This window comes from Helicobacter ganmani, assembly GCF_003364315.1.
Taxonomy (GTDB): domain Bacteria; phylum Campylobacterota; class Campylobacteria; order Campylobacterales; family Helicobacteraceae; genus Helicobacter_D; species Helicobacter_D ganmani.
In genome coordinates this window covers 252,867-278,158 of record NZ_NXLS01000002.1, presented here as the reverse complement: position 1 = coordinate 278,158, position 25,292 = coordinate 252,867, and the positions used below count along the sequence as shown (strand labels likewise).

Genomic DNA, 25,292 nt, shown 5'->3' with positions numbered 1-25,292 from the left:
TAGAATCTTTAAATAAAGATTTTCTTATAAATCCAAAAGTGTATAAATCGGAACAATTTTGCGCAAATTTTCTGCGCCTTTTAGGGATTCTAAATTTAAAATAAAGCAAGATTCCAAACAATTTGCTCCCGCTTGTTTAATGAGATTGACTGCGGCGACTGCCGTGCCACCTGTGGCAATCAAATCATCTATTAAAAGCACATTGGGGGATGGATTCTTTGAATTTTTAAACGCATCAATATGGATTTCAATTTCACTAAATCCATATTCCAAAGAGTATTTTTCAGAAATCGTTGTATAAGGCAATTTGCCTTTTTTGCGAATCGGCACGAATCCAACTCCTAGTGCGTAAGCCAAAGTTGCACCAAAAATAAAGCCACGACTTTCAATCGCGGCAATAAAATCAATCTTAAAAGATTCATAATGTGTCTTAAGATGAGAGATAATAAAATGAAAAACTTGTGGATTGTTTAGAAGTGTTGTAATGTCGTAAAATAAGATTCCAGGTTGTGGATAATCCGAAATCGTGCGGATAGAATCAAGCAATTTTTTTTTGTCGTCTTGGGTGAGTTGTTGCATATTTTTCCTTTTAAAATCATAAATTCCCGAAATCTTAACGCGTTTTATCTTAATGTGTCAAGAATTTAAGTTTTGTTTGGATTAAAATTTGATAAAAGTGGAAGTTTGCTACAATTTCAAACAAAATATAAAATGCTCTTTTAAAGGCAGAATCTTAAAATGCAAAATCAAAAATTGCTTAAAAATCTTTTTGTTCTTTTATTGGGCTTGTGTTTGGCAAGTCCAAACCTCTTTGCCTTTGCAACACCTCCTATTAGCAGACAAGCACTGATGAAGCATATTTTTGCGCCCACACTTTTTAGTATGTATAGCAAGGACTATGGAATGCTTTATTGTCAGCTTTATGGTGTCGCTGGTGTAAGCAAAAGCTTCAAAAATGACACTTGCGAAGTAAGTGCAAGAGCGGTTAAGGAAATGCGACATTTTGCGATGCAATACACGCGCAATAAGGTTTTTTTGGAGCAGCAATATCGTTTGGGCTATAAAAGCGGTTGGTGTTTTTTGCAACGCGGGGGGAATCTCTTTAATGCGGAGTTAGTGCGTGATGGTTATGCGGTGGTGCAGTATTTTGATGTTACAGAATCCGCAGTGTTAGCAGATTTGGAAGTGCTAGAAAGCATTGCAAAGGCTGAAAAGCGCGGATTATGGAAAGAGTGGAGTAAAGAAATGGAATGTCTGAAAAGAACTTTGCAAGAGATTGCCAAAGAAACATTAAGCAAAGATTCCGACAAATAAATTGCGCAACTTTTCATATGGAATCTTAAGGAGATAAAAATGATGTTGGGGTTAAAATGCTTTTGACGAGTTTATATATTGTAGGAATTACTGCAGAGGGAATGAGCGGGGCGTTAGCAGCAGGAAGGCATAATATGGATTGGTTTGGAGTGGTTTTTATCGCTTGTGTAACCGCGATTGGCGGAGGTTCTATTCGTGATGTGCTTTTTGGGCATTATCCTCTTACTTGGGTGGCTCACCCCGAATATTTGCTCATCGTGTGTTTTGCGGCAATTTTGACGACAAGGATTCCTTATTTTGTTGCTAGATTTGAGCGCACTTTTTTAGTATTAGACGCTATGGGGCTTGCGGTCTTTAGTGTAATTGGCGCGCGTGTGGGGATAGATTTGCACCCAAGTGGAGCAATGGCGGTAATAGGAGCAGTCATCACGGGAGTGTTTGGCGGAATCTTGCGGGATATTTTTTGTGCGAGGATTCCGCTTGTATTCCAAAAAGAGCTTTATGCTAGCATTTCCTTGCTTGTAGGCAGTTTATATGTAGTTTGCGAATGGATTAGTGCGAATTATTTTGCAATGAATCAGAATCTTATCATTATTGCTTGTCTTTCTATTGGCTTTGTTGCGCGCTTGGTTGCAATTCGTTATCATTTGGGGCTACCAACCTTTAAATATACACCTAAATCGTAGTAGAATCCTTTATCCTGCCTTGTTGTAGGATTTTATTGTGGCTTTTTGTAAAAGATTCAGTCGCAAGGACGCAGTAAGAAACTCTATGAGGATAAAATCAAAGCCTTTTAGCAATAAATAAGGTGCAAACATTTGCAGAAAATGCTTTGGTATAAAGAGGCATAAAACCTACTTCTTGTAGCTCGCTATTCAGCTTTTCTGCGGTGAGAAATTCTTCAATGGAATCAGGCAGGTAGCGATAAGCGCGATAGTTTTTAGAAACGATTCCACCTATGTAAGGTAGGATATTTTTGGTATAAAATCCCATAAGTTTTTCGAAAAGCGTGGGATTCTCACATTTGGTAAATTCTAAAATCACTAAGATTCCATTTGGTTTAATCACCCGCGCAAACTCCTCTAAAGCGCGTTTTCTTTCTACGACATTGCGGATTCCATAGGCAATACTTAAAATATCCTTACTTGCGTTTTCTAGTGGGAGTTCTTTTGCTTCACATTGCTTAAATTCTACATTGGGAAGTTTTTTGCGTGCGACATTCAGCATTCCCTCACTTGGGTCTAGTCCTATTATACTTTGAATTCGCACATTTTCTTTGAGTGTATTTTTGTGCCAATGGCTTATCATATCTCCCGTCCCGCAAGCAACATCGGCAATATTTAACGCGGATAGGGATTCTTGTGGCAAGTTTCTAAAGGCAAGCTGACAAGCTTTTTGTCTCCAAGCAATATCTATTCCGCAGCTCATCACGCGGTTTGCCAAGTCATAGCTTCCTGCAATATTGTCAAACATTGCAATGATTTCTTGTTGCTTATTTTGCATTTTGGGGTTCCTTTGAGTCTTGTAATGCTTTTTTTGCAAGTTGCAACCAAGCTTCCAAGCTCTCAATCTGTGTTTTTGTTGCCTGTGTGGAAGTGCCACCATAGGAGTTTCTGCTATTCATAGAAGCCTCTAAATCTAGGCTTTTGTGCGCCTCTTGTGGAATCGCGCTATCCACACTGCATAATTCCTCCGCACTTAAGTCGCTTAAGTCCTTGTCTAAGGATTCTGCAAAGGCGACTGCTTTTCCTGTGATATGGTGCGCCTCTCTAAATGGAATCCCACAAGTCTGCACGAGAAAGTCTGCTAAATCTGTTGCGCTTAAATGTCCTTTTTTGCAAGCTTTGAGCATAGAATCTGTATTGATTGTCATTGTTTGTAAGGTGTCTTTGAGGATTCTTAACGCAATGCTTAATGTCTCAAAACTATCAAATACGCCCTCTTTATCCTCTTGCGTGTCTTTGTTATAAGCAAGCGGCAAGCCTTTCATTACTACCAAAAGCGAGAGGAGATTACCATATACGCGTCCGCTTTTGCCGCGCAAAAGCTCGGGAACATCGGGATTCTTTTTTTGTGGCATTATGGAGCTTCCTGTGGAATACGCGTCGCTTAGGGTGATGAATTTAAATTCATAGCTACTCCACAGCACAAGCTCTTCTGCAAGTCTTGAAATGTGCATTGCAATCATAGAGCAATCATAGAGAAAATCTAGCGCAAAGTCTCTATCGCTCACGGAATCTGTGGCGTTTAATGTCGGTGCAATAAAGCCTAAAGTTTGTGCAGTGAAAAATCTATCTGTCGCATAAGGAGTGCCAGCAAGAGCTGCTGCACCTAAAGGACAAAAATTATTGCGTCTAAAAGAGGATTCCAATCTTTCAAAATCTCTTGCAAACATACTGACATAAGCACACATCAAAAAGCCAAAATTCACAGGTTGGGCGTGTTGTAAGTGTGTCATACCCGGTAACATTGTTTGTGTGTGTTGTTTTGCAATTTCTAGTAAGGTATCAATGAGTTCTAAAAGGAGCACACGTAAATTGTCGTTGGAATCTAGCACAAAAAGCCTAAAATCAAGGGCAACTTGGTCGTTACGACTGCGCGCAGTGTGGAGCTTTTTGCCCACCTCACCGATGATTTGTGTCAGTCGCTTCTCCACTGCCATATGAATATCCTCATCGCTAAGGATAAACTCAAATTCCCCTCGCTCCATTTCCTCTTTGACTTGCTCCAAGCCCTCACAGATTTTCTCTGCTTCGCTTTGTGTGAGGATTCCACATTTTGCTAACATTTTAGCGTGTGTTTGTGAGCCTAGAATATCTTGTTTGTAGAGCTTTTTATCAAAGGGCAAAGAGGCGTTAAATTCATCTAAAATTTCTGCTGCACTCGCGCTAAATCTCCCACCCCAAAGTTTTTGGTTTTCCATATTTTTGCCTTAAAAAGGTTTGAGAATAACTAAAATCGTGATAAAAATAATAGCGAGGGTTGGCACTTCATTGTAAGCACGGAAAAACTTACCACTTTTAAAACAGCGATTCTCTCTAAAAGCCACCAAAAAACGATACAAGCTATAATGGTAAGCAAGTAAAAGAGCTATAATAAGGAACTTCGCGTGCATCCAGCCACCTTTTAGCCAAGTGGGTTCTAAGACAAGCAACCATATCCCAGAAATCAATGTGCAAAGTAGCGCGGGATAGCCAATAAAGTTAAAGAGTTTTTCCTCTTGAATCTTGACGACTTCTACAAAGCCGGTGTTGTCTAAATGCTCCGCGTGATAGACATAAAGTCTAGGGAGATAAAATAGCATCGCCATCCACGATACAAACGCCACAATATGAAAAATCTTTACATAAAGATATGTCATAGATTACTCCTTACAAACTGAAAGTCAGAATTGTATCAAAACAGACTTAAAGTCAAGCGAAAAATTAATTATCTTTTTTGTATAATCCGCGACAAATTGCTAAAATAATTGAAATTTATATGAGGATTTTATTTGCACGAGTTGTTTTTGAACCTTGATGTTACCTTTATGCAAAATGCGATTCCAACCTTTGCTAAAGCTTTGTGGCTGACGCTGCATTTATCTTTTTTTGGAATCTTATTTTCTATTCTTTTGGGGTTTTTGATTGCTTTGGCGCAATATTATAAATTGCGTTTTTTCACTGCATTAATGCAAGGCTACATTGAGCTTTCGCGCAACACGCCACTACTCATTCAACTTTTTTTCTTATATTATGGATTGACGCAAATCGGATTCCACTTAAGCGGATATGCTTGCGCCCTCATCGGTGTAGTGTTTTTGGGCGGAAGTTATATGGCGGAGTCTTTTCGCGCAGGATTGGAATCTGTGGGCAAGATTCAATTAGAATCCGCACGAAGTTTAGGGCTTAATGAATGGCAACTCATCGCCTTTGTTGTGTTGCCGCAAAGTCTAATGGTGAGTTTGCCCTCTATTGCTGCAAATGCAATTTTCTTGCTCAAAGAAACTTCGGTTGTCAGCGCGATTGCTCTAGCAGATGTGTTGTATGTAACCAAAGACTTAATCGGCAGTTATTATAAGACAAATGAAACTCTGCTTTTACTCGTGCTTTGCTATTTGGTGGTGCTTTTACCTTTGTCCATTTTGTTTTCGCTTTTGGAACGACATTATAAGCGGTATATTTAGGCAAACTATGAATCCTATTATCAAATATAGAGGCGGAAAATCTAAAGAGATTCCATATTTTGTTAAGAATATGCCTAACAAATACGCACGATATATTGAGCCATTTTTTGGTGGTGGCGCGTTGTATTTTTATTTGCAACCGCGCAAAGCAATTATCAATGATATTAACACAAAGTTATATTGTTTTTATAAGGAATTGCAGGAAAACAGCACACTTGCAAGGGCTCAATTAATGGAGCTACAAGGAATTTATGAGAAAAATCAGCAAAAATATGAGGCATTAAAAAACGCAAACTATAATAAAAGAATAGAAAATGCAAATGAAGCACTTTATTATCATTTACGAGATGCTTTTAACGGCAAAAAAAGTTTGCATTATTTGGAATCGGTTTTGTATTATTTTATTAATAAAACTGCGTATTCTGGTATGATTCGCTACAATTTAAGCGGGGAATATAATGTCCCATTTGGCAGATATAAGCATTTTAATACCAAATTAATCACTGATGAGCATTATAAATTACTGCAAAGTGCCGAAATTTACAATGAGGATTATGCGCAAATTTTCAAAATGGCAAACGAACGCGATTTTGTATTTCTCGACCCGCCTTATGACTGCATTTTTAGTGATTATGGCAATAAGGATTATAAAAATGGCTTTGGAGAGGCGGAGCATAGGCGGCTTGCAAGTGATTTTAAAAATATCTCCTCCCAAACAATGCTAGTAATTGGTAAAACACCGCTAACTATGGAACTTTATCGTAAGTATATCATAGAAGAATATGATAAAAATTATTCGGTTAATATCAAAAACAGATTTAAATCTGCCGCAAAGCACCTAATAATAACAAATTATAGAAAGGATTAAATTTGGCATATATTAGAAGCAAGACGCTATTTTTTACAACTTCGCCTAGAACGCCTCTAAAAATGCTACCAGAGTTAAAATATTATCTGACTTTCAAAATCAAAAGTGGAATATGGAATCACAAATAAGATTTATGGAGGAACTTGCAAAGCACGATGAGTTTTGTGGTGTTGGCTCTATCAACGATAAGGCTTTTAGCGCAAGAGACCGCATTAATCGCGCACCAAAGTCATTAGGATTTGTGGATTTATCACCTGTGATTCTTATCACAAAAGTAGGGATAAATTTCATTGAAGCTACGAATAAAGAGGAAGTGCTACTGCGGCAATTATTAAAATTTCAGCTTCCATCTCCATACCATAAGGAGACAGAAGGGTTTAAAGGAATCTTTAATGTAAAGCCATATTTGGAAATTTTCAGGTTGATTGATAGCTTGGAATATTTAAGCTTTGATGAATTGATGATATTTGGAATGCAACTTACTCATTATAATAGATTTAATGAAATTGTTACAAAAATTAAAGATTTTAGAGCGCAAAAAACGCAAACAAAGTTAAGATATAAGGATTTTAAAAACGAAATTTTACATTTAGAAATCTCCAAAATTTATCAATTAGAAATCGCAAGTGGAATGATTAAAACAAGAGAGACAAAAGAGATTTCAAAAGAAAAATTTATCACAACAAAAGCAAGTAATTTAAGGGATTATACAGACGCAGCCTTTAGATATTTAAGGGCTACAAGTATGGTGGAAATTTCACAAAGTAATTATTCTATATCTATCGCACAAGATAAAAAGGCGGAAGTGAAATTCTTTTTAAAAACTATAAGTAAAAAGCCAAATTTTATAAAAGATGAAGCTAAATATAAGGCGTATTTGTTTAATGAGAACAAGCCGAAATTATATTATGACGATAAAGAAAGGCTATTGAAAAGACTTACAGAGATTCCACAATTTACAAAAGAAATATCTAACTCTTCCATTAAAGAATTAAAAGAGATATTGACAACCGCAATAAATTCTCGCAAAGAACAAGCATTAAAAAGGCAAATTGAAAGCCTAAAGACATACAAAGATTACGATAATGTAATGGAAATGTTTAAAGATATTCAGCAAAATAGGTTGTATGATGCACCTTTGATTTTAGAATGGAATGTTTGGCGAACTTTAACAATGCTCAATGGTGGTGAAATCAAGGCGAATTTAAAGTTTGATGATAATGGGATTCCTATGTCAAATGCCAGTGGAAATATGCCTGATATTGCTTGTGATTATGGTGAGTTTGGAGTGATAGTTGAAGTTACAATGCAAAGCGGACATAGGCAATATGAGATGGAAAGCGAATCTGTTTCAAGGCATTTGGCTCACTTCAAAAAATCAATCAACAAAGAAGCATATTGCTTTTTTATCGCACCTAAAATTAATGAATCTTGTATTGCGCATTTTTACGCACTACATAAGATTAATATACAATATTATGGTGGTAAATCAGTCATTATTCCGCTGGAATTAAATGTGCTAATTGATATGTTAGAAAAATCGTATAAGATACGCAAATTAACACCAAAAGAAATGCGCGAAATATTTTTATATTCCGAGCAACAAGCACAGATTTCAACCGATGAAAAGCAGTGGTATGATAGCGTAAAAAATAAAATTTTAAATGGAACTTTTTAATGGAATTACTCTTTTTACCGCAAAATATATTAAGAATCGCGCAAGGTGTGCTAGTAACACTTCAAATCGCGCTGATAGCGATTCTGTTTTCTTGCATTTTTGGCTTTATTTTAGGATATTTGATGACTTTGCGTTGTATGATTTTACGCAGTATTTGCCGATTGTATTTAGAATCTATCCGCATCATTCCGATTTTGGCTTGGTTGTTTATTGTTTATTTTGGCTTTTCTAGCTTTTTAAATTTAAGCGGAATCGCCGCGTGTATCCTAGTCTTTAGCCTTTGGGGAATCGCAGAAATGGGCGACTTGGTGCGCGGAGCAATCTCAAGTTTGCCTCCACATCAAAGCGAGAGTGCAAGGGCATTGGGTTTAAGCGAATTTGCAGTGCAGTTTTATATTATCTTTCCGCAGAGTTTTAAGCGACTTCTGCCAAGCCTTGTAAATCTCTTTACTAGAATGATAAAAACAACCTCTCTAGCAGCACTCATTGGTGTGAGTGATATGCTAAAAGTCGGACAGCAAATCATTGAAGTGAATCTCCTTGCTTATCCAACAGCGAGTTTTTGGGTGTATGGCGGAATCTTTATGGTGTATTTCGCGCTATGCTATCCCCTCTCGTTGTGGAGCAGAAGTTTAGAGAAAAAATTAATATAAGGTTAAGGCGATGAATCCTGTTCTTTTGAGATTAGAAAATATTACGAAAAAATACGGGGACAATTTGGTGCTAGATTCTGTGAGTTTAGAGGTTGCAAAGGGAGAAGTTTGTGCTATTTTGGGACCAAGTGGTTGCGGTAAAAGCACCTTTTTGCGCTGCATTAATGGTTTAGAGTCCATACAAGGAGGTAAGATTTTTTTCAAAGACACGCAAATTAGTGGGGAGGGCTCAAAAGCGCAATGGAAAAAAGTGCGTCAAAAAATCGGTATGGTATTTCAAAATTATGAGCTTTTTCCTCATTTGAGTGTATTAGAAAACATTATCTTAGCACCAATGAAAGTAGAGAATCGCAAAAGAGAGGAGGCAATTACAGAGGCTTTAAGCCTCTTGCGCCGCGTAGGTTTGGAGCAAAAAAAGGACGCATATCCCAAAAGCTTAAGCGGTGGGCAAAAACAACGCGTTGCCATTGTGCGTGCGCTTTGTATGAATCCAGACGTTATGCTTTTTGATGAGGTTACTGCTTCGCTTGACCCTGAAATGGTAAAAGAAGTGCTAGATGTGATTAAAGAGTTGGCGGGAGAGGGAATGACAATGCTGCTTGTAACACACGAGATGAAGTTTGCCCAAAATGTCGCCGATAGAATCGTGTTTTTTGATAAGGGAAAAATAGCAGAAATTGCAACGCCACAGGAATTTTTTAGCAATCCCAAAAGTGAGCGTGCAAAGAAATTTTTAAATATTTTTGAATTTTAGATTCTAAAATATTTCAAGGTTTGACATAGTTTTTGATAAATTTATCTAGCTTTTTCCTTTTTTAACACCAAAAAGCCTTAGAGCAAAGAATCTCCCAATGAAAAACAAGGGCAACCAAATAAAAATTCCATTCATTAGCATAGCGGGTTTATTGTCCGAGAGATACATAAACAATCCAAGTATAAGATAATTAATAAGCATAAAACCAAAAATTGCCAACAGCGTAAGATATAAGCTATCGTGTTTGAGGTGAGAGAAGTAATAATCTTTGTTTAGATTTTTTAATGTTTCCACTCTGTAAAGTCCGGTATTTTTGTCTTTCAAAGCAGCGACAATCACTTCATCGCCACTTTCAAGATTGATATCATTAGAGCTAGAAAATGCGGACATCATCGGGCTAACAGCACCTGCGCCCGACAAAGCAAGGAGAGGGGAGAGTTTGCCAATAGCATTAAGATCAAAAATAAAGGTTTTATCTCCCATTTTGAATCTCTTGTCTTTTTGTATGAGGGAGCTAATCGCACCAGTAACTCTTCGTGCATTACCTTTTATCTCGTCAAATGTATGTGTAGTTTGTGAATCGCTAGAGTTTTCAATAACGCCACGAAAAACCATAAATTTTGATTCTATGCCCGTTTCAACTTCTTCGCAAAAACTTTGTTGAGCGGATTCTATGCTATTTGTTTGTGTGCTGCTAGGCTGCGGGGTGGGTGGTAACTTTAGATTCTTGAGTTGGAAGGATAAAAAGTGAGGTTGCTTGGTTCTCGTCCTCTTTGCCTTGTTCAAAATCTACTTCCATTCCATCTAAACTATGTTCGTCTGTGTATGAAAATTTGGATAAATTTTGAATTTCCTCTAACTTAAAAGTATAACGTTTGCCATCTTCTGCTCTTAGGATTCCATTGGATAGGATTGTTCCTTTCATTGTTTCGCCTTTATATTTAAATTTTAGCTTGGAATCATAGTATATTTAGCAATAGACAATTTTATAAAAAATCTGTATAATTACTCATTCTAATAAGGAGAGGTTATGAAAAAAGTTTTAATCATTTTGGGAATCTTAGGCTTAATGTTTGCATTTAATGCTTGCAAAGGTAACGACTATCAGCACCCTTCTCATCGTAGTGGTCAAACAAAATAATCCAAATTCGGGTTCTGTATGAAAATGCAGAATCCCTTGAAATCAAGAAAACTTCCTCATTTAAAACAATCTAAGTTAAGTCAATCTGGTGTATTGAATAATTTTGGAACAAGTTTTGCTTTATTCTTATGTAGTTTAAGCGAGAAAAGGATATTCAAGCAATGAAACAATTTTGTAAGATTCCAATCATTTTATTAGCATTCATCTGCTTTGCGATTCCCTCCTTTGGCGCAAAGGTGGGCGATTTAGTCAATGTAGTGGGCGTGCGTGATAACCAATTAATTGGTTATGGTTTGGTTGTGGGGTTAAATGGAACAGGCGATAAGACGACTTCAACTTTTACAATGCAATCTATTTCAAATATGTTAGAAAGCGTGAATGTCAAAGTGGATCCCAATGACATTAGCTCCAAAAACGCAGCAGCAGTAATGGTAACTGCAAAACTCCCCGCCTTTGCAAGACAAGGGGACAAAATTGATATTGTTGTTTCTAGCATTGGAGATGCGAAATCATTAGAGGGCGGGACGCTTTTGCTTACCCCGCTTAGCGGTTTAGATGGTAGAATCTATGCAGTAGCACAAGGAGCGGTTGGAATCGGGGGTAAAAGTGAGCGAGGAGGGAGTGCGAATCACCCTTTAGCAGGTATTTTACCTAATGGCGCAACGGTGGAACGTGAAGTAACTTATGACCTTTATAATAAGCTTAATGCAACTTTGAGTTTAAAGGAATCTAATTTTCAAAATGCTGTGCAAATTCAAACGCGTATCAATGCGGCTTTCCCCAACCCTCAAAATGCAGGCGAGATTCAAACTCCTGTCGCTACTGCCGTAGATCCTCGCACAATCAAACTGCAACGCCCACAAGAAATGAGTATGGTAGAGTTTTTGGCTCGCGTGCAAGAAGTAGAGGTAGATGCGATTAAAGAAGACAAAATCATCATTAATGAACGCACAGGGACGGTGATTGCCGGAATGGGTGTAGAGGTTTCGCCAATTATTGTAACGCATAATAATATTACGATTAAAGTCAGCAATGAGCCAAATAACGACCCAGAAGCTGTAGATATGGGCAATGGAGCAACCTTTAGTGCGCAAGGTGCAATGGTAACAAGTGCGAATAATCCGACGATTTCAAGTGTAGCACGTGCTTTGCAACGAATGGGGGCAACTCCTAAAGATGTGATTGCGATATTGGAAACGATGAAAAAAGCGGGCGCATTTAATGCGGATTTAGAAATTATTTAAGGAGTTTAAAATGAATCTTGATTTTAGTGGAATCGGTGGATATTCTAAAGAGTTATTAGACGCAGCAAAATCTACGCCAAACATTATTAAAACAGATGACGATTCAAGATTGAGAGAGCAAACAGACTCTTTTGAAGCATTGATTATCAAAAATATGCTAGATACTGCGCTTAAAATGGACGAATCTCTTTTTCCTAAAGCTCCCGGACACGATATTTATGAATCTATGTATCGGGATACTTTAGCCGATAGTTTAAGTGGAAGCTTTGGGTTTAGTGATTTACTTTATGATTATCTTAAAGACTTGCAAGGCAAACAAGGCGTTAAGGGTTTATAAGTGATAGACCAAAATCTGCTAGAATCTTTAAGTAGTAGCGATAAGGAATCCTTTGCGAGAGGTTTAAAGGAGCTGATTACTCAAACCTATGAAGTAGAAAAGGAATTTGTAGAGTTAAAAGCTCTTTTTGAGGAAGTGTTAGATGTTTTGCCAACAGCGGTTTGGGTGCTAGAGCAAGAGGGGACGATTTTTTATCAAAATAGCCTTGCTAGCGAGATTCCAGAGTTATTAGAAAAGCTTGATTTATCACAAAATAATCGGCAAGAAATTGAATTGGAAGCTTTTGGTGAGCTAAAAGTCTATTTGGTGCAAGCCAATCAAAAATTAAATAAATTGATTATTTCTGCCACAGATATTACAAGTGAGAAAAGGCGCGAAAGACTTGCTTCAATGGGTCAGATTTCTGCACATTTAGCACACGAAATCAGGAATCCTGTAGGTTCAGTTGCCTTGCTTGCCTCCACGCTTGCAAATCGTGTGGAGTTAAAAAATAAAACCCTTGTATTAGAGATTAAAAAATCTATTTGGCGTGTAGAGAGAATCGTAAAGGCAACTTTGTTGTTTTCTAAGGGTGTGCATTGCAATAAGGCAAAAATTAATCCCAAAAGTCTTGAAGAGGAGCTCAACGAATCACTAAATTATTATACTTATTCTAAAAATATTGATTTTTTATTCCATTTTGAATGCGATTCCTTTGAGGCGGATTTTGATTTGCTTTGTATCGTGCTACAAAATTTCTTATTTAACGCGATTGATGCGATAGAAGAGGGCGAAGAGGAAAAGGGAATTGTAGAGATTGATTGTATTAAGGATTCCCAAAATACGATTTTTAGAATTTATGATAGTGGTAAGCCTATTGAGAATCCAGAGATTCTTTTTGAACCTTTTAAAAGCACGAAATTAAAAGGAAATGGTTTGGGCTTGGCACTCTCTTTGCAGATTATTGAGGCGCATGGAGGCACAATTTCTCTTATAGAGGGAGAAAGAAAAGGGTTTAAAATCCTCATTCCGTAATTCTAAATTCACTTCAAACGCGTAAAATTTGCACATTTGACTGAAAAATTAAATTTTTGTTACATTTTTGCATTGGGATATAATAGGAATTAAGCCATTTTGAGTTAAAATTTTTAACTACAATGAACAAAAAGGGCAAAAATGAGCAATAATATTCAAGAAATGCAGAATGTAAAGAGTCTTCGTGAGGTCAATATCAAAGATAAACGGGTTTTGATTCGTGTAGATTTTAATGTCCCAATGGATAGCGAATTAAATATCAGCGATGACACAAGAATCCGTGAGGCGATTCCTACCATTAATTATTGTATTGACAATGGTGCGAAGTCTATTATTTTGGTAAGCCATTTGGGGCGTCCGCAAGGTAGAAGCAATGAATTTTCTCTGAAGCATATTTTGAAACGATTAGAAAGGCTTTTGGCTAAAGATGTTGTTTTTGTGGATAATTTAGAAAATGCACAAGTTACTTTAAATACATTAGTAGATGGCAGTATTGTGTTACTAGAAAATATCCGATTCCACGAGGGAGAAGAAAAGAATAATCCAGAATTATCTCAAAAGCTTGCTAGCCTCTGTGATATTTATGTCAATGACGCGTTTGGCACAGCGCACCGCAAACATTCTTCTACTTATGGAATTGCAAATTTCGCCAAAGAAAAAGTGGCAGGATTGTTACTTAAAAAAGAAATTGATTCTTTCGCTATCGCCCTTTCTAACCCTTTGCGTCCTTTGTTGCTTATTGTTGGAGGTTCAAAGGTTTCTTCAAAGCTTACGCTTTTGAAATCTATTTTAGATGTGGTAGATAAGATTATTATCGGCGGCGCAATGAGCAATACCTTTTTACAAGCTGTGGGCTATGATATGAAAAATTCTCTTATTGAAGAAAATTTATTAGAAGAGGCGCGTAATATTCTAAGAAATGCAAAAGAAAAAGGTGTAAAAATCTATTTGCCCGTAGATGTTGTTTCAACGGACAATCTCAAAGAACCAAAAGAAATCAAAATCAGCCCTGCACAGGATATTCAAGAGGGTTTAATGGCGGTAGATATTGGACCTGCAACTGTGAAGCTATTTAACGAAGTGATTCGGGATTGCGAGACGATTATTTGGAATGGACCTCTTGGTGTTTATGAAAATCAGAAATTTTCTCGCGGAACTTTTAGTATTTCCCATACAATCGCAGATACTTATTCGTATAGTGTGATTGGAGGAGGTGATACTGCAGATGCAGTAGATAAGGCGGGAAATAAAGATGGTATGAGTTTTACTTCAACAGGAGGCGGCGCGAGTTTAGAATTGCTTGAGGGTGCTGTATTGCCAGCATTTGAAGTATTGGATAAGAGAGTATAAAATGGGAGAACCCCCGACGAAAATAAAAAACTAAAGGAGAGATTCCGTAAGTCTCCTTTAGTTTTAAAATTAGAGGTAGATGATGTTGAATCTTTTTATTAAACGCAATGGTATGGTGGTAAGAGAAAGTGTGCAAGCCGTAGAGGCTATCCAAGTAGATGCAGATATACTTTGGATTGATTTGCTACACCCAACAGCGCAAGAAATTGCCTATATATCTAAAACTTATCTTTTAGATATTCCAACAAAAGAGGAACGCGAAGAAATTGAGGAATCTTCGCGTTATTGGGAAAATAGCGAAACCGTAACGATTAATACCTACTTCCTTACGCGCCCAAATACAGAAAATGTGTTACATAATGAAACAATTACTTTTTTGCTTACGCGTGGGATTTTATTCACAGTTAGATATAGCGAATTTAGGGTTTTTGATGAAATTCAGCAGAGGGTGCTTGCAAGTCCAAAAAAATTTGAAGATGGATTTGATTTGATTTCCAAAATTTTTGAATTGCGCGTAGAAAGAGATGCGGATATGCTAGAAAGCATTGCGAAGCAAACGCGCCTTTTGCGTCGCTCTGTGGTATTTGACAAAAAATTAGGAGATGAAATCTTGGAAAATTTATCTATTTTGCAAGAAATGCATTTAAGTTTGCGTGATAGTTTGTTTGATAAAAGACTTGCAATCGCTGCACTTTTGCGCACGCATAAGGCAGATTCAGAGGTGAAAAAGGACTTAGGCACGGTGCTAAAAGACATCAACTCTTTGGTAGAATTTACGAATGTTAATATGAATATTTTAGATAACATTCAAACGCTTTTTTCAAGTCAAATCAATATTGAGCAAAATAAAATCATCAAAACCTTTACAATGGTAACGGTTGCGATGATGCCACCTACATTGATAGCTACAATTTATGGAATGAACTTCACACATATGCCGGAGTTGCAATGGACTTATGCTTATCCTGTCGCCTTAGGAATAATGGTGATTTCAACGATTTTGCCAATGCTTTATTTTAAAAAGAAAAAATGGCTCTAAGAGAATACTTGCGTAAAACTTCTAGGTGGGGGGGATTATCCACAAAAATAGCTGTTTTTGAAATCCTCTAACCCTAAAGATTTTTAAGTCTTTTAAGTTATAGAAATCTCCCCGAACTTATCAGGGATTTTCTCAAACGCAAATGGGTAGGCGGTAGTTATGGTGGAATCTGCAAATGTGTGTGTCTGCCAACAAACGGCAGGTGTGCAGGATTATTATCGGGATTCTTTTATGCCAAAGCTTTGGAGATGATTCAAAAAGTGTGTTAAAGGAATCCTCAAAATTCTTTGGGATTCTATGATTTGAGTAAGCTTTTACACTCCCTTTTGCTTCCAATAGGTTTGTAGCTCTTGTGCAATGTTTTGAGGCTCTTTTGTCTCTAGTGTTGGATTAGTAAGAAATTCCAAAGTCGCAAAAAAGCGATTTTTTGGCATAAAACCGGGATAGATAAATAATTCTTTGCCACTTTGGCTCAAAAAAACAAGTGTGGGCGTGGGTTTAATATTGTATTTTTGTGCCAAATCCGCAGTGCTTAACTCTTGATTTGAAAACCTGATTTTATGCGTTTTGGTGTAGCTGATGTTGATATAATAAGGTGCGTAGTTGGATTTAAGAAAGCTTTTGATTTCAGGATTCTCTTTGATGAGATTTTTTAGCCTATCGCAATACACGCAACCATTTGCCGAAAACACAAGAAAAAAGGGTAGATTATCACTTGTAATCTCGCTTGTTTCCTTAAATACATCAGAAACTTCCGCATAGGAGTTTCTATCTATATTTTTCATTGCCTCTAATTGTTCTTTTGTGTTGTTTGTGCCACTAGAGACAATCTCATCTCCAACCTTTTCTTGACAAGCATTGAAGCTAAAGGCTAAGAGAATGGAGCAAAAAAAGTATAAAATTTTCATTTTTCATTCCTTAATAAATATGCAATTATAGCCTAAAACAGCTCTTTTTTGAATTTAGAGACCTTGCATTAAGAGATTCCACAGATTATCTACCTCAGCTTCTTCTAAGAACTCTCCGCGTAAAGAAAGCCATTGTGTAATGTGTGCTTGCTCAAATACCGCACCTTGCATACAATCTTTGTGTCCGCGAACCAATCCGCGCCCTAAGATGATTTTATCTTGCAGGGGTTGCTCGCAAATGAGGCAAGTTTGCAAGGTATTTCCTCTGCCTTCAAAGCGCAAGAGTTTAGCGTATAAATTAAGAATTGCGCGTTTGGGATTCTCTTTTTCTAGTCGTTTTGTCCCTTCTTCTAAATGCTCAAAATAAAAGGAATCTAGATGAGAAATATCTCTTAAATGCGTATTTAAGAGGTTGAGGTATTGTTGCCAAAAATAGCGTTTTTGCGTGTCCCGCTCCCAAATGAAACCTAAATGGATTGGCTCTCTTAGTCTGCCAATTTCACGCAAGTCTTGTTGTATAGAAAAGTCAATCTTGTGTCCCAAATGCACGACACTATGGCGCGCACCATAGAATCTATAAAGGGTGTAAAGTTGGCTTTGTGTCAGGATTCTAACGAGCAAATCTTCCTCACGCACACGCAAAGTATGTAGAATATAGCCTTGCAAAATTTGCCTTTTTTAGCGGGATTGTAGCATAATCTTGAAGGTTTCTTTTGGTTTTACAAATTTTTAATTCATTTAAGCTTTGGAATCTCAAGCACTCTTTTTGCAGAAGTAGATTTCATTGCTCTTGCAACCAATGGAGAGTTTAACGAACAAAGTGCAGGTGTGAAAGTTTTAAACGATGAGGAGATGAAGCAGGTTGTAGGGGGAGCACGTGTAACAAGCAATTTTATTAAACATTATGGTGTAATGAATAACTATGGACAAAACATATACTATACTGCATATTATCCTATTACATTAGAAACTTATATGGATACTCTTTATATTAATTTAGTATCCAGTGAAGTTGCAGCTGTGGAAGCGACTTATGACTTTAGAACAAATAAAGTCTCAACAAGCATTGTAGCCATTAATACAAAGGATTATGTCAATATGCGTTATCTGAATACTCAAGCGGAAATTAAAGATTTCAATCGGGTGGATTCTTGGATAAGACAAGATAAAATCAATATTAAATACTTTAAATAACAATTTGGAATAAAATTCGCTTATTCTTTTCTAGCTTTAAATTAAGGATAAGCAATGCTTCTTATTAATCTTTCTAATTCTCTTTATACAAACAAAGTCATTCAGCATTAATGGAGTAAGATGGTGATAGTTTAGAGCAGTTTCAAAAATTTTTAGAAACAACTAAAAACTTAAAGAATAATGTGTCTTTGCCTACAGAAAGCGAATTTCAAACTTCCTTGAATAATCTGACAAAAGAACTTCATTCCATTTTGACAAATTTTTATGAAAAAGAACCAGATAGTGAGGAGTTTAGAAATCTATTAGGTTATGCTTTGGTTATTACCTCCGAAACAGAAACAAGAGAGAATGATAAACAGCAGTTACTTAATCTTTTAAATCAAGCACAAAAAGACCCAAAATTTGCAAAAAGTCAAGAATTTATGGACAAGTTGCTTTCAAGAGTTTCTACAAATTCTATTGATGATAACCAAATTAATGCTTTTACTGCAATGGCTGATAATTATGGTAACCTTACCTCCTATCAGGCGACTAATTCTAGGTTGAGCTACTCATTAGAATTTTTCTTTAGATTAGCCGAATTCTTTGGTGCGATTCCAGAATCTAGCAAGGCTAAGATTCAAGATTCTTTACAAATAGCCCAAAGATATTTGTATAATCAAAGCGGAAATATTGATAATTCTTTTAAAGTGGGAGACTATGTTATCTCATTTGAGGGCGACCCCTCCTTTACTGACCCATTCTTATATGGAGGTAACTTTTCTATTTCCTATCAAAAGTCTGACGAACTTCTAACTTCTCTTGCCTCCAACTTTGATTCCACACAAAGTTTTTTTGATATTTTAAATAAAAGAGAGCAATTAGAAAAGCAAAATCAAGAGTTACACAACAAGCAATCTTTCAATGGAATCCCCAATGCTTTTATATAAGATAGATTCCACAAGTGATTTTATAATGCAAACCTTGTAGAGATTCTAAGGTTTCAAATTGACACTCAAATGCTTTAGTTAATTAAAGTGTGTTCAATTAATACTTTAAGCCCTAATGCAATCAAAATACAGCCCGCACTGATTTCAAGAATGCGTGTAGGGATTTTGGTAAGGGTTTTACTAAGAGAGTAGGCAAGAATTACACATAAAAAGGTAATACCTCCAATCAAAGAAGCGCTTTTAAATAAAGGTGCATTTTGTGAAAAGATGAGCATACCCGCAGCAAGTGCGTCTATGCTCGTAGCGATTCCAATGAGGAGTAAAACCCATAATGAAAGGATTTTGTGCAATTCTTGCTCCTCTTTGGTTGTATAGGAATCTTTAATGATTTTTAATCCTAAGACTAAAAAGACAAGAAAAGTAATCCAATGGTCAAAAGAATCAGCAATTTGTGAGAAACTATCGTTTGCAAATTTTATTATAACCCAGCCAAAAATGGGCATAAGTGCTTGAAAAAATGCAGTTACTAATGCGATTTTCAATCCGTTTTGTATGCACCATTTTTCATACAATCCATAAGAAAATGCAACAATAGACGCATCAACTGCCAAAGTGATTCCAAGCAAAAGAATCTCTAAATATACCATAATACATCTATCAAGAGAGATTAGCTAACCCTTCTATGGGGGAGCTTGCAGTAGCATAAGGTTTTTTTGGAATCCTACCTGCAAGATAACTTGCGCGTCCTGCACGCACTGCATCACGCATAGCTTGTGCCATTAGAATCGGGTTTTGTGCTTGAGCTATGGCTGTGTTTGTTAGCACTGCGTCTGCTCCAAGCTCCATTGCAATCGCAGCATCAGAGGCGCAACCCACACCCGCATCTACGATAAGTGGCACATTGATAGCCTCTTTGATAAAGGCGATATTGTAGCGATTCTGTATGCCAAGCCCGCTACCAATAGGTGCTGCAAGAGGCATTACTGCACTTGCACCAGCATTTTCTAAATGTCGCGCCATAATGGGGTCATCGTTGCTATATGCAAGCACGCAAAAGCCATCTTTTGCTAGAATTTCACAAGCTTTTAATGTCTCTAAGACATCGGGATAAAGTGTTTTTTGTGTGTCGCCAATAATTTCTAGTTTGATAAACTCAATGCCTGTGGCTTCACGCGTTAAGCGAAAAAGGGTAATGGCTTCCTCTGCCTTAGTGCAACCCGCAGAGTTTGGCAAAAACTGAATCTTGCTTTCCCTGAAATAGTCTAGCAGATTTTCCTCGTTGGGATTCGTGATATTAACGCGTCTAACGGCAACCGTGATGATTTCTGCTTCCGAGGCAATCGTCGCGTCAAAGGTGGTTTGAAAGTTTTTGTATTTGCCGCTACCCACGATAAGGCGACTTTGAAAGGTTTGATTTCCGATTTTTAAAAGTTGATGATTCATAAAATTTCCTTAAAGTGATAATGAAATTCTAAATGTAGCGGATTTGCTCAATTAAATCAAGAGGACTAAATGAAAAATCATTGCATTTTTTCGCAATTTCTTGTGCGCAAAAGCTATGCAATAAAACACCACAAATCGCGGAATCTAGAGGAGTGCGCCCTTGCGCTAAAAGCCCACCAATGATTCCTGCTAATATGTCCCCACTTCCTCCTTTTGCTAGAATATTTGCGCCAAAAGGATTGATATAAATGTTTTTATCCTTGCAAATCAGTGTATTTGCTCCTTTGAGCACTAAAATTGCGTGTGGATAGGTATTGCAAAACTTTAGTGCATAGGTGATTCTGTCTTTTTGCAAGTCTTGCGTAGAAATTGTTGCAAGGTTGCATACTTTTAGGATTTGTGTAAATTCTTTTGGGTGGGGTGTTAAAAGGATTTGTTTGTGGGTTTGTAGAATTTCTAAAAATAAAGAATGATAAAAAATATCCGCATCTAGTAATAAAGGGAGATTTTTAAGATTTTTTAAATTTGGTAAGGGAGATTCTATGCCAAAACCCATACCAAGCAACATTGCTGTTGTATTTTGTGGAATCTCTTGCGGATTCATCAGGCTAAAAGGGAGATTTTGGATTTTTGCTTTGCTTGCTACACTCACAAGTCCAGCCCCGCTACGTAAGCCCGCAAGTGCGCTTAATACACCCGCACCGATTTTTTCTCCTGCATAGACGCACAGATGTCCAAAATCTCCTTTGTTTGTGTTTTGTGCGATTCTGTGCGGAGGTTTGAAATCACTCCTCTCTAGTAGTTTGAAGCTAGAATTTGGCGCAAAAACTTCCTCGCTAAGACCTAAGTTTATCAAATGCACTTCACCCACAAAATCTTTTGCTTCGTCGCAAAATAATGCTATCTTTAATGCACCCATTGTGAGTGTAAAATCCGACTTAAAGGCTACCTCTCCACCTAGTGCGCCACTTTTTGTGATTCCACTTGGAATATCACAGGCAATTTTGATTGCATAGGATTGATTAAGAATGCGTAAGATTTTGGTTATTTCTAAGTCTAATGTCCCTCTAAAACCTGCTCCAAAGATTCCATCAATGATTATCTCATAGTCCATTGCAGATTTTAAGGACTTTAAGAATCGTAAATTCAATTTAGAGTTTGTTTGCAATATTTCTAGTCGTTGGAGCTGCGTTAGGCATAAAGGGCTTTTTGCGCCTTTGGGCAAAAAGAGATGCACTTCACAGATTCCACAAAGCATTCTAGCTAGTGCCAAACAATCTGCGCCATTGTCGCCACTCCCACAAACAAGTAATACTTTTTTGGGAGTTTCAAAAGGATTAGATAAAAAGCGATTTTTGATGAAATAATACATTCCACTTGCGGCATTTTCCATTAGCAATTCTGCGGGTAGATTAAAGCTTTTTGTTGCATTTTTGTCTAATTCTTGTGTGCTTAAAAATAAATTTTTCATTTTGGATTCCTTATAGAGAACAAAAGCTTTTGGAATCTTAACAAAATATGCTATAAATTCAGTCTAAAAAGTGATTGTATAAAGAATTTTTATGGCATTTAAAACTATTTTTTTAAATTTTTTTGTAGTTTGTCTTGTATTGTTTGGTTTAATGGGTTGTAATGGAGAAAAATCCAAAAAAAATAAAGAAGACAATAAAACATTAGAAAACAACGCAACAAGCCTCTTGAAATCAAAGCAACAAGAGGAAGATTCTTTGGAATCTCCCTTGCAACAGCAGTTAAAAAAGAATCTTAAAAGCCATTTAGACGAATTAAGCAAAGAATTGCAAGAAAAGAATCTAAACAATTTGCAAATGGAGCAAAACACAGGTTTGCAGAAACATTTGGAGCATTTTGAGAGCTATCACGGACGCAAAGATATTCCTAAAAAGGATTCCGCACAAAGGAATCTCAACGAAAAAATACAAGAAGCATACGAGATTCAACAAAAGAGGATAGAAGTATTGCGTCAAAAAAATGATGAAATGAGTAAATAACGCTAAATTTACTAGATTATAAGTAAGTTTTGATTAAAATTATAAATTTTGAAATTAAAGAAAGGGCTGGTATGGCAAAACGCGTTTTGGTTAAATATTCGGGCGAAGCATTGTCTGGTGAAAGCGGCTTTGGGATTGAGAGTAAAATTTTGGATTATCTTGCAAGGGAGCTTAAAACACTTGTGGAAGCTGGAATTGAAGTTGGAATCGTGATTGGTGGGGGGAATTTTATCCGTGGCGTGAGTGTATCTCAAGGTGGTTTGATTCGGCGTACAAGCGGAGATTATATGGGAATGCTTGCAACAATGATTAATGGCGTTGCAATGCAAGAAGCTTTAGAATATTATGGCTTAGATGTGCGCGTGCAAAGTGCGCTAGAGATTAAAGAAGTGTGTGAAACCTACATTAATCGGCGTGCGATTCGGCATTTAGAGAAAGGACGCGTTGTGATTTTTGTAGCAGGCACAGGGAATCCCTTTTTTACTACTGATACCGCGGCTACTTTGCGTGCAGTGGAGATTGGAGCAGAGATGATTATCAAAGCAACCAAAGTAGATGGCGTTTTTGACAAAGACCCTGCAAAGTTTGATGACGCAGTGATGTTGCGCCAAATCGGCTATGACCAAGCTCTTAAAGATAATATTAAAGTGATGGACGACACTGCAATTGCGCTTGCAAAAGACAACACATTGCCGATTGTTGTATGCAATATGTTGCGCGAAGGAAATTTGCTGAAAATCATACAAGGCGATTCTGGTGCAGTGTATTCTAAAGTATCCAATGAAAATTAACTTAACTAAAGGAAAAAAATGAGAATTGAAGAAATCGCATCAAAAGCATTAGAAAAAGTCAATGGTGATAGATACTTGCTGTCAAATATTTTATTTATGAGAATTGATGAATTAAGTCGTGGAGCAAAACCTCTTGTAAATAAAAATGTTAAGGCAGATAAGCTTGCGGATATTGCTTTACTTGAAGTGGCAGAAGGTAAAATCGGTTTAGATAAAATTGAAGAATCGCAAAATTAATCCTCTTTTTAAGAAATTTAAAGGTATTCAGATAAGATAAATTTAAAATCTCATGCTAAAGAAGGTAGAATTTGGAATTTTTGAAACAAGTTGCAGAAATCACAAGCCCTAAAGCAGCGTTAGAGTTGTTATATTCTATGGTAGAGGAGACACCAAATATCCAAAATGCAATTGCTTTTGCTACGGAATTGCACAAGGAACAAAAAAGGAGAAGTGGCGAACCTTATATTGTGCATCCTCTGCTTGTTGCGTGCATTGTGGCGTATTTTGGCGGAGATGAAGTAATGGTGTGTGCAGCACTTTTGCACGATGTGGTAGAGGATACAGACGCGACATTAGAGGATATTAAGTGCAATTATGGTGAGGATATTGCTTCACTTGTAGATGGTTTGACAAAAATCGTTGCGATTCGTGCAGAAGAGTTGCCCGCGTCCCATTCTAATGAAAAACTCGTCGTAGCAGCCTTGAGTTTCCGTAAAATGCTCATTACCTCTGTCAAAGATGTGCGTGTGCTTGTTGTGAAACTTTGCGATAGATTGCACAATATGCTAACGCTTGGTGCTTTGCCCCCCAATAAACAAAGGAGAATTTCTGAGGAAACACTTGTTGTTTATTCTCCTATCGCCCATCGTTTAGGAATCTCCTCTTTGAAAAATGAGCTAGAGGACAGAAGTTTTTATTATATTTTTCCTCAAGAATACCGCAAGATAGAGGAATATTTTTTAAGCCACAAGCAAACGATTCAGCTCAAACTCAATGCCTTTATCCAAAAAGTGCGCAAAAGTCTTGTGCAAGAGGGCGTTCCAGAGAGTGAGTTTAGCATTGCAAGTCGGATTAAACGGCATTATTCTATCTATCTTAAAATGCAACGTAAAGGCATTTCTATTGATGAGGTTTTAGATTTATTAGCAATCCGCGTGATAGTCAAAAATCCTTTAGATTGCTATAAAGTCTTGGGGATTTTGCATTTGAAGTTTAAGCCCATTATGTCGCGCTTTAAAGATTATATTGCTTTGCCAAAAGAAAATGGTTATCAAACGATTCATAGCACCTTATTTGATGATTCTGCTATTTTTGAAGTGCAGATTCGCACAGAGGATATGCACAAAAGTGCAGAATATGGAATCGCAGCGCATTGGAAATATAAAACCGGTGGGAATAGCGGTCCAAGTCTTGATTGGCTTAACAAGCTGCAATTTCAAAATAATTCTATTGAAGAATTTTATGAGCTTGTAAAAAATGATTTATATCGTGAGGATATTGTAGTTTTCTCTCCTGATGGCGATAATTATTCTTTGCCAATTGGTGCGGTGGTGTTGGATTTTGCCTATGCGGTGCATACAGACATTGGGAATCGCGCAAAAGAGGCTTATGTGAATAATCAAAAATCCTCTTTGCTGACTACATTGAAAAGTGGCGATATTGTAAAAATCATTATGGCAAAAGATACGATTTTACGATGTTCTTGGATTGATGCGGTGAAAACCTCTCGTGCAAAAAGCCAAATCAAGATGAATTGTGCAACGCGTATTAAAGAAATTGAGCGCAAAAGTGCGATTAATATTATTGCAACGATTTTCGGTAAAAGCGCAGAAGAGATTGAGGATTATATAACAAAAAATGATTTAGAGGATACAATTTATCGTGCGACAACGGATATTGGATTCTTAAAGGATATTAAGAATCGTATTAAGAATTTTTATAAACAAAACGCTGGATTTTTGGAGCAGATTAAAATCAGAATCCTAAAACTCAAAGAATTGCGTTTTGACAATCTTGTGATTGAAACCAATCATACGATTAATCAAGCGGTTTTTGATTATTGCTGCCACCCAAAATTTGGGGATTCCATTATCGCATTTAAGAGCGGTTCTAAGGCGTTTGTGCATCATAAGCTTTGCGAGCGAGCATATTTGGAGATTCAAAAAGGCGTTAAAATGCTTTATGTAGATTGGTTGGAGGATAAGTTGCAAACTTATAAACTTATCGTTGCGTTAGAGAATCAAAAGGGAGTATTGGCTAATTTCTTGTCTTTTTTAGCAAAGCACGATATTAATGTTTTAGGTGTGGAATTAGGCTCACAAAAGAGTACTTATGCAACGCATTGTGAATTGCGGTTTGAATCTAGTATTACCGAAATTAAAGAGCTTAAAAATCTTTTAGGGAATAATTATAAAATCATAGAAGTGCATGCGTTAAAAGACGCGTATGCAGATTAATTTAA

30 protein-coding genes are annotated in these 25,292 nt (G+C 36.9%); 19 read left to right on the top strand and 11 right to left on the bottom strand.

Annotation, left to right across the window (positions count from 1 at the left end; genetic code table 11):
* Positions 1–24 precede the first annotated feature (24 nt).
* Positions 25–579, bottom strand: a complete 555-nt coding sequence (gene apt, locus CQA43_RS03455) for an adenine phosphoribosyltransferase (RefSeq protein WP_115551208.1) — start codon at positions 577–579, stop codon at positions 25–27.
* Positions 580–738: 159 nt separating this feature from the next.
* Between apt and CQA43_RS03450 the strand changes: the two genes are divergently transcribed.
* Positions 739–1,314: a thermonuclease family protein gene (locus CQA43_RS03450; protein ID WP_115551207.1), complete on the top strand. Its 576-nt coding sequence runs from the start codon at positions 739–741 to the stop codon at positions 1,312–1,314.
* A 56-nt stretch (positions 1,315–1,370) separates the two neighbouring features.
* On the top strand, positions 1,371–2,000 hold the full coding sequence (locus tag CQA43_RS03445; RefSeq protein WP_115551206.1) for a trimeric intracellular cation channel family protein: 630 nt from the start codon (positions 1,371–1,373) through the stop codon (positions 1,998–2,000).
* A 97-nt stretch (positions 2,001–2,097) separates the two neighbouring features.
* Here CQA43_RS03445 and ubiE read toward each other — a convergent pair whose 3' ends face one another.
* From ubiE to hemJ, 3 genes are read right to left on the bottom strand one after another with little or no spacing between them, the layout of a single operon-like run.
* On the bottom strand, positions 2,098–2,817 hold the full coding sequence (gene ubiE, locus CQA43_RS03440) for a bifunctional demethylmenaquinone methyltransferase/2-methoxy-6-polyprenyl-1,4-benzoquinol methylase UbiE (RefSeq protein WP_115551205.1): 720 nt from the start codon (positions 2,815–2,817) through the stop codon (positions 2,098–2,100).
* Positions 2,807–4,237, bottom strand: a complete 1,431-nt coding sequence (gene argH / locus CQA43_RS03435; RefSeq protein ID WP_115551204.1) for an argininosuccinate lyase — start codon at positions 4,235–4,237, stop codon at positions 2,807–2,809. Before argH ends, ubiE begins: the two co-directional genes overlap by 11 nt.
* 9 nt (positions 4,238–4,246) lie before the next feature.
* On the bottom strand, positions 4,247–4,675 hold the full coding sequence (hemJ, locus tag CQA43_RS03430) for a protoporphyrinogen oxidase HemJ (protein WP_115551203.1): 429 nt from the start codon (positions 4,673–4,675) through the stop codon (positions 4,247–4,249).
* Positions 4,676–4,843: 168 nt separating this feature from the next.
* Here hemJ and CQA43_RS03425 point away from each other — a divergent pair, with 168 nt between their 5' ends.
* Genes CQA43_RS03425 through CQA43_RS03405 form a run of 6 tightly spaced genes read left to right on the top strand, consistent with a single transcriptional unit; the run spans position 4,844 to position 9,432 of the window.
* Positions 4,844–5,479: an amino acid ABC transporter permease gene (locus CQA43_RS03425; protein ID WP_181881610.1), complete on the top strand. Its 636-nt coding sequence runs from the start codon at positions 4,844–4,846 to the stop codon at positions 5,477–5,479.
* Positions 5,480–5,486: 7 nt separating this feature from the next.
* Positions 5,487–6,347: a DNA adenine methylase gene (locus CQA43_RS03420; RefSeq protein WP_115551201.1), complete on the top strand. Its 861-nt coding sequence runs from the start codon at positions 5,487–5,489 to the stop codon at positions 6,345–6,347.
* A gap of 2 nt (positions 6,348–6,349) precedes the next feature.
* Positions 6,350–6,475, top strand: coding sequence for a hypothetical protein (locus CQA43_RS09860; protein ID WP_281270096.1), 126 nt, complete (start codon positions 6,350–6,352; stop codon positions 6,473–6,475).
* The gene (locus CQA43_RS03415; RefSeq protein ID WP_220271597.1) at positions 6,460–8,025 is read left to right on the top strand and encodes an AlwI family type II restriction endonuclease; all 1,566 of its coding nucleotides are present in this window, start codon (positions 6,460–6,462) and stop codon (positions 8,023–8,025) included. Before CQA43_RS09860 ends, CQA43_RS03415 begins: the two co-directional genes overlap by 16 nt.
* Entirely contained in the window at positions 8,025–8,678 is a 654-nt protein-coding gene (locus CQA43_RS03410; protein ID WP_115551200.1) for an amino acid ABC transporter permease, read from the top strand. Before CQA43_RS03415 ends, CQA43_RS03410 begins: the two co-directional genes overlap by 1 nt.
* A gap of 10 nt (positions 8,679–8,688) precedes the next feature.
* Positions 8,689–9,432, top strand: a complete 744-nt coding sequence (locus CQA43_RS03405) for an amino acid ABC transporter ATP-binding protein (protein WP_115551199.1) — start codon at positions 8,689–8,691, stop codon at positions 9,430–9,432.
* 45 nt (positions 9,433–9,477) lie between these two features.
* Here CQA43_RS03405 and CQA43_RS03400 read toward each other — a convergent pair whose 3' ends face one another.
* Both CQA43_RS03400 and CQA43_RS03395 read right to left on the bottom strand, forming a co-directional pair.
* A complete protein-coding gene (locus CQA43_RS03400) occupies positions 9,478–10,047 on the bottom strand; it encodes a hypothetical protein (RefSeq protein WP_115551198.1) in 570 nt (189 codons plus the stop codon).
* A 79-nt stretch (positions 10,048–10,126) separates the two neighbouring features.
* Entirely contained in the window at positions 10,127–10,357 is a 231-nt protein-coding gene (locus CQA43_RS03395) for a hypothetical protein (protein ID WP_115551197.1), read from the bottom strand.
* 377 nt (positions 10,358–10,734) lie between these two features.
* On the opposite strand from CQA43_RS03395, the gene CQA43_RS03390 reads away from it, so the two are divergent.
* The 5 genes from CQA43_RS03390 (at position 10,735) to corA (ending at position 15,557) form a co-directional block, all read left to right on the top strand.
* Positions 10,735–11,817, top strand: coding sequence for a flagellar basal body P-ring protein FlgI (locus CQA43_RS03390; RefSeq protein ID WP_115551196.1), 1,083 nt, complete (start codon positions 10,735–10,737; stop codon positions 11,815–11,817).
* 10 nt (positions 11,818–11,827) lie between these two features.
* The gene (locus tag CQA43_RS03385; RefSeq protein WP_115551195.1) at positions 11,828–12,154 is read left to right on the top strand and encodes a rod-binding protein; all 327 of its coding nucleotides are present in this window, start codon (positions 11,828–11,830) and stop codon (positions 12,152–12,154) included.
* Positions 12,155–13,168 carry a sensor histidine kinase gene (locus CQA43_RS03380; RefSeq protein ID WP_115551194.1) on the top strand — a complete coding sequence of 338 codons (1,014 nt, stop codon included), beginning with the start codon at positions 12,155–12,157 and terminating at the stop codon, positions 13,166–13,168.
* Between the two features lie 141 nt (positions 13,169–13,309).
* Positions 13,310–14,518, top strand: a complete 1,209-nt coding sequence (locus CQA43_RS03375) for a phosphoglycerate kinase (RefSeq protein WP_115551193.1) — start codon at positions 13,310–13,312, stop codon at positions 14,516–14,518.
* Between the two features lie 82 nt (positions 14,519–14,600).
* Complete coding sequence (gene corA, locus CQA43_RS03370; protein ID WP_115551192.1) at positions 14,601–15,557, top strand: magnesium/cobalt transporter CorA; 957 nt, start codon at positions 14,601–14,603, stop codon at positions 15,555–15,557.
* A 314-nt stretch (positions 15,558–15,871) separates the two neighbouring features.
* Here the strand turns inward: corA and CQA43_RS03365 are convergent, their stop codons facing one another.
* Together CQA43_RS03365 and recO are read right to left on the bottom strand one after the other, a co-directional pair.
* Positions 15,872–16,465, bottom strand: a complete 594-nt coding sequence (locus tag CQA43_RS03365) for a SoxW family protein (RefSeq protein ID WP_115551191.1) — start codon at positions 16,463–16,465, stop codon at positions 15,872–15,874.
* Positions 16,466–16,519: 54 nt separating this feature from the next.
* Positions 16,520–17,131: a recombination protein RecO gene (recO, locus tag CQA43_RS03360; protein ID WP_115551190.1), complete on the bottom strand. Its 612-nt coding sequence runs from the start codon at positions 17,129–17,131 to the stop codon at positions 16,520–16,522.
* 162 nt (positions 17,132–17,293) lie between these two features.
* On the opposite strand from recO, the gene CQA43_RS03355 reads away from it, so the two are divergent.
* Complete coding sequence (locus CQA43_RS03355; RefSeq protein ID WP_245944203.1) at positions 17,294–17,659, top strand: bacteriocin; 366 nt, start codon at positions 17,294–17,296, stop codon at positions 17,657–17,659.
* A gap of 182 nt (positions 17,660–17,841) precedes the next feature.
* Positions 17,842–18,588, top strand: coding sequence for a hypothetical protein (locus tag CQA43_RS03350; protein WP_115551189.1), 747 nt, complete (start codon positions 17,842–17,844; stop codon positions 18,586–18,588).
* A gap of 74 nt (positions 18,589–18,662) precedes the next feature.
* On the opposite strand, the gene CQA43_RS03345 is transcribed toward CQA43_RS03350, so the two are convergent.
* Genes CQA43_RS03345 through CQA43_RS03335 form a run of 3 tightly spaced genes read right to left on the bottom strand, consistent with a single transcriptional unit; the run spans position 18,663 to position 21,502 of the window.
* Positions 18,663–19,235: a manganese efflux pump MntP gene (locus tag CQA43_RS03345; protein WP_115551188.1), complete on the bottom strand. Its 573-nt coding sequence runs from the start codon at positions 19,233–19,235 to the stop codon at positions 18,663–18,665.
* 10 nt (positions 19,236–19,245) lie between these two features.
* Positions 19,246–20,031: a thiazole synthase gene (locus CQA43_RS03340; protein ID WP_115551187.1), complete on the bottom strand. Its 786-nt coding sequence runs from the start codon at positions 20,029–20,031 to the stop codon at positions 19,246–19,248.
* A 28-nt stretch (positions 20,032–20,059) separates the two neighbouring features.
* Positions 20,060–21,502 (bottom strand): NAD(P)H-hydrate dehydratase, encoded by a 1,443-nt coding sequence (locus CQA43_RS03335; protein ID WP_115551186.1) that lies wholly within the window; start codon positions 21,500–21,502, stop codon positions 20,060–20,062.
* 91 nt (positions 21,503–21,593) lie between these two features.
* On the opposite strand from CQA43_RS03335, the gene CQA43_RS03330 reads away from it, so the two are divergent.
* The 4 genes from CQA43_RS03330 to CQA43_RS03315 all read left to right on the top strand — a co-directional run bounded on the left by CQA43_RS03330 (position 21,594) and on the right by CQA43_RS03315 (position 25,287).
* Positions 21,594–22,040 (top strand): hypothetical protein, encoded by a 447-nt coding sequence (locus CQA43_RS03330; protein ID WP_115551185.1) that lies wholly within the window; start codon positions 21,594–21,596, stop codon positions 22,038–22,040.
* Positions 22,041–22,111: 71 nt separating this feature from the next.
* Complete coding sequence (pyrH, locus tag CQA43_RS03325) at positions 22,112–22,831, top strand: UMP kinase (protein ID WP_115551184.1); 720 nt, start codon at positions 22,112–22,114, stop codon at positions 22,829–22,831.
* An 18-nt stretch (positions 22,832–22,849) separates the two neighbouring features.
* Entirely contained in the window at positions 22,850–23,068 is a 219-nt protein-coding gene (locus CQA43_RS03320; RefSeq protein WP_115551183.1) for a DNA-directed RNA polymerase subunit omega, read from the top strand.
* 71 nt (positions 23,069–23,139) lie between these two features.
* A complete protein-coding gene (locus tag CQA43_RS03315) occupies positions 23,140–25,287 on the top strand; it encodes a RelA/SpoT family protein (RefSeq protein WP_115551182.1) in 2,148 nt (715 codons plus the stop codon).
* The last annotated feature ends 5 nt before the right edge of the window (positions 25,288–25,292 follow it).

What these genes read in the sequence shown, in the direction of transcription:
- apt (WP_115551208.1), bottom strand. Translation starts at nt 579, where the DNA reads ATGCAACAACTCACCCAAGACGACAAAAAAAAATTGCTTGATTCTATC.
- CQA43_RS03450 (WP_115551207.1), top strand. Translation starts at nt 739, where the DNA reads ATGCAAAATCAAAAATTGCTTAAAAATCTTTTTGTTCTTTTATTGGGC.
- CQA43_RS03445 (WP_115551206.1), top strand. Translation starts at nt 1,371, where the DNA reads ATGCTTTTGACGAGTTTATATATTGTAGGAATTACTGCAGAGGGAATG.
- ubiE (WP_115551205.1), bottom strand. Translation starts at nt 2,817, where the DNA reads ATGCAAAATAAGCAACAAGAAATCATTGCAATGTTTGACAATATTGCA.
- argH (WP_115551204.1), bottom strand. Translation starts at nt 4,237, where the DNA reads ATGGAAAACCAAAAACTTTGGGGTGGGAGATTTAGCGCGAGTGCAGCA.
- hemJ (WP_115551203.1), bottom strand. Translation starts at nt 4,675, where the DNA reads ATGACATATCTTTATGTAAAGATTTTTCATATTGTGGCGTTTGTATCG.
- CQA43_RS03425 (WP_181881610.1), top strand. Translation starts at nt 4,844, where the DNA reads ATGCAAAATGCGATTCCAACCTTTGCTAAAGCTTTGTGGCTGACGCTG.
- CQA43_RS03420 (WP_115551201.1), top strand. Translation starts at nt 5,487, where the DNA reads ATGAATCCTATTATCAAATATAGAGGCGGAAAATCTAAAGAGATTCCA.
- CQA43_RS03415 (WP_220271597.1), top strand. Translation starts at nt 6,460, where the DNA reads ATGGAATCACAAATAAGATTTATGGAGGAACTTGCAAAGCACGATGAG.
- CQA43_RS03410 (WP_115551200.1), top strand. Translation starts at nt 8,025, where the DNA reads ATGGAATTACTCTTTTTACCGCAAAATATATTAAGAATCGCGCAAGGT.
- CQA43_RS03405 (WP_115551199.1), top strand. Translation starts at nt 8,689, where the DNA reads ATGAATCCTGTTCTTTTGAGATTAGAAAATATTACGAAAAAATACGGG.
- CQA43_RS03400 (WP_115551198.1), bottom strand. Translation starts at nt 10,047, where the DNA reads ATGGTTTTTCGTGGCGTTATTGAAAACTCTAGCGATTCACAAACTACA.
- CQA43_RS03395 (WP_115551197.1), bottom strand. Translation starts at nt 10,357, where the DNA reads ATGAAAGGAACAATCCTATCCAATGGAATCCTAAGAGCAGAAGATGGC.
- CQA43_RS03390 (WP_115551196.1), top strand. Translation starts at nt 10,735, where the DNA reads ATGAAACAATTTTGTAAGATTCCAATCATTTTATTAGCATTCATCTGC.
- CQA43_RS03385 (WP_115551195.1), top strand. Translation starts at nt 11,828, where the DNA reads ATGAATCTTGATTTTAGTGGAATCGGTGGATATTCTAAAGAGTTATTA.
- CQA43_RS03375 (WP_115551193.1), top strand. Translation starts at nt 13,310, where the DNA reads ATGAGCAATAATATTCAAGAAATGCAGAATGTAAAGAGTCTTCGTGAG.
- corA (WP_115551192.1), top strand. Translation starts at nt 14,601, where the DNA reads ATGTTGAATCTTTTTATTAAACGCAATGGTATGGTGGTAAGAGAAAGT.
- CQA43_RS03365 (WP_115551191.1), bottom strand. Translation starts at nt 16,465, where the DNA reads ATGAAAATTTTATACTTTTTTTGCTCCATTCTCTTAGCCTTTAGCTTC.
- CQA43_RS03345 (WP_115551188.1), bottom strand. Translation starts at nt 19,235, where the DNA reads ATGGTATATTTAGAGATTCTTTTGCTTGGAATCACTTTGGCAGTTGAT.
- CQA43_RS03340 (WP_115551187.1), bottom strand. Translation starts at nt 20,031, where the DNA reads ATGAATCATCAACTTTTAAAAATCGGAAATCAAACCTTTCAAAGTCGC.
- CQA43_RS03335 (WP_115551186.1), bottom strand. Translation starts at nt 21,502, where the DNA reads ATGAAAAATTTATTTTTAAGCACACAAGAATTAGACAAAAATGCAACA.
- CQA43_RS03330 (WP_115551185.1), top strand. Translation starts at nt 21,594, where the DNA reads ATGGCATTTAAAACTATTTTTTTAAATTTTTTTGTAGTTTGTCTTGTA.
- pyrH (WP_115551184.1), top strand. Translation starts at nt 22,112, where the DNA reads ATGGCAAAACGCGTTTTGGTTAAATATTCGGGCGAAGCATTGTCTGGT.
- CQA43_RS03320 (WP_115551183.1), top strand. Translation starts at nt 22,850, where the DNA reads ATGAGAATTGAAGAAATCGCATCAAAAGCATTAGAAAAAGTCAATGGT.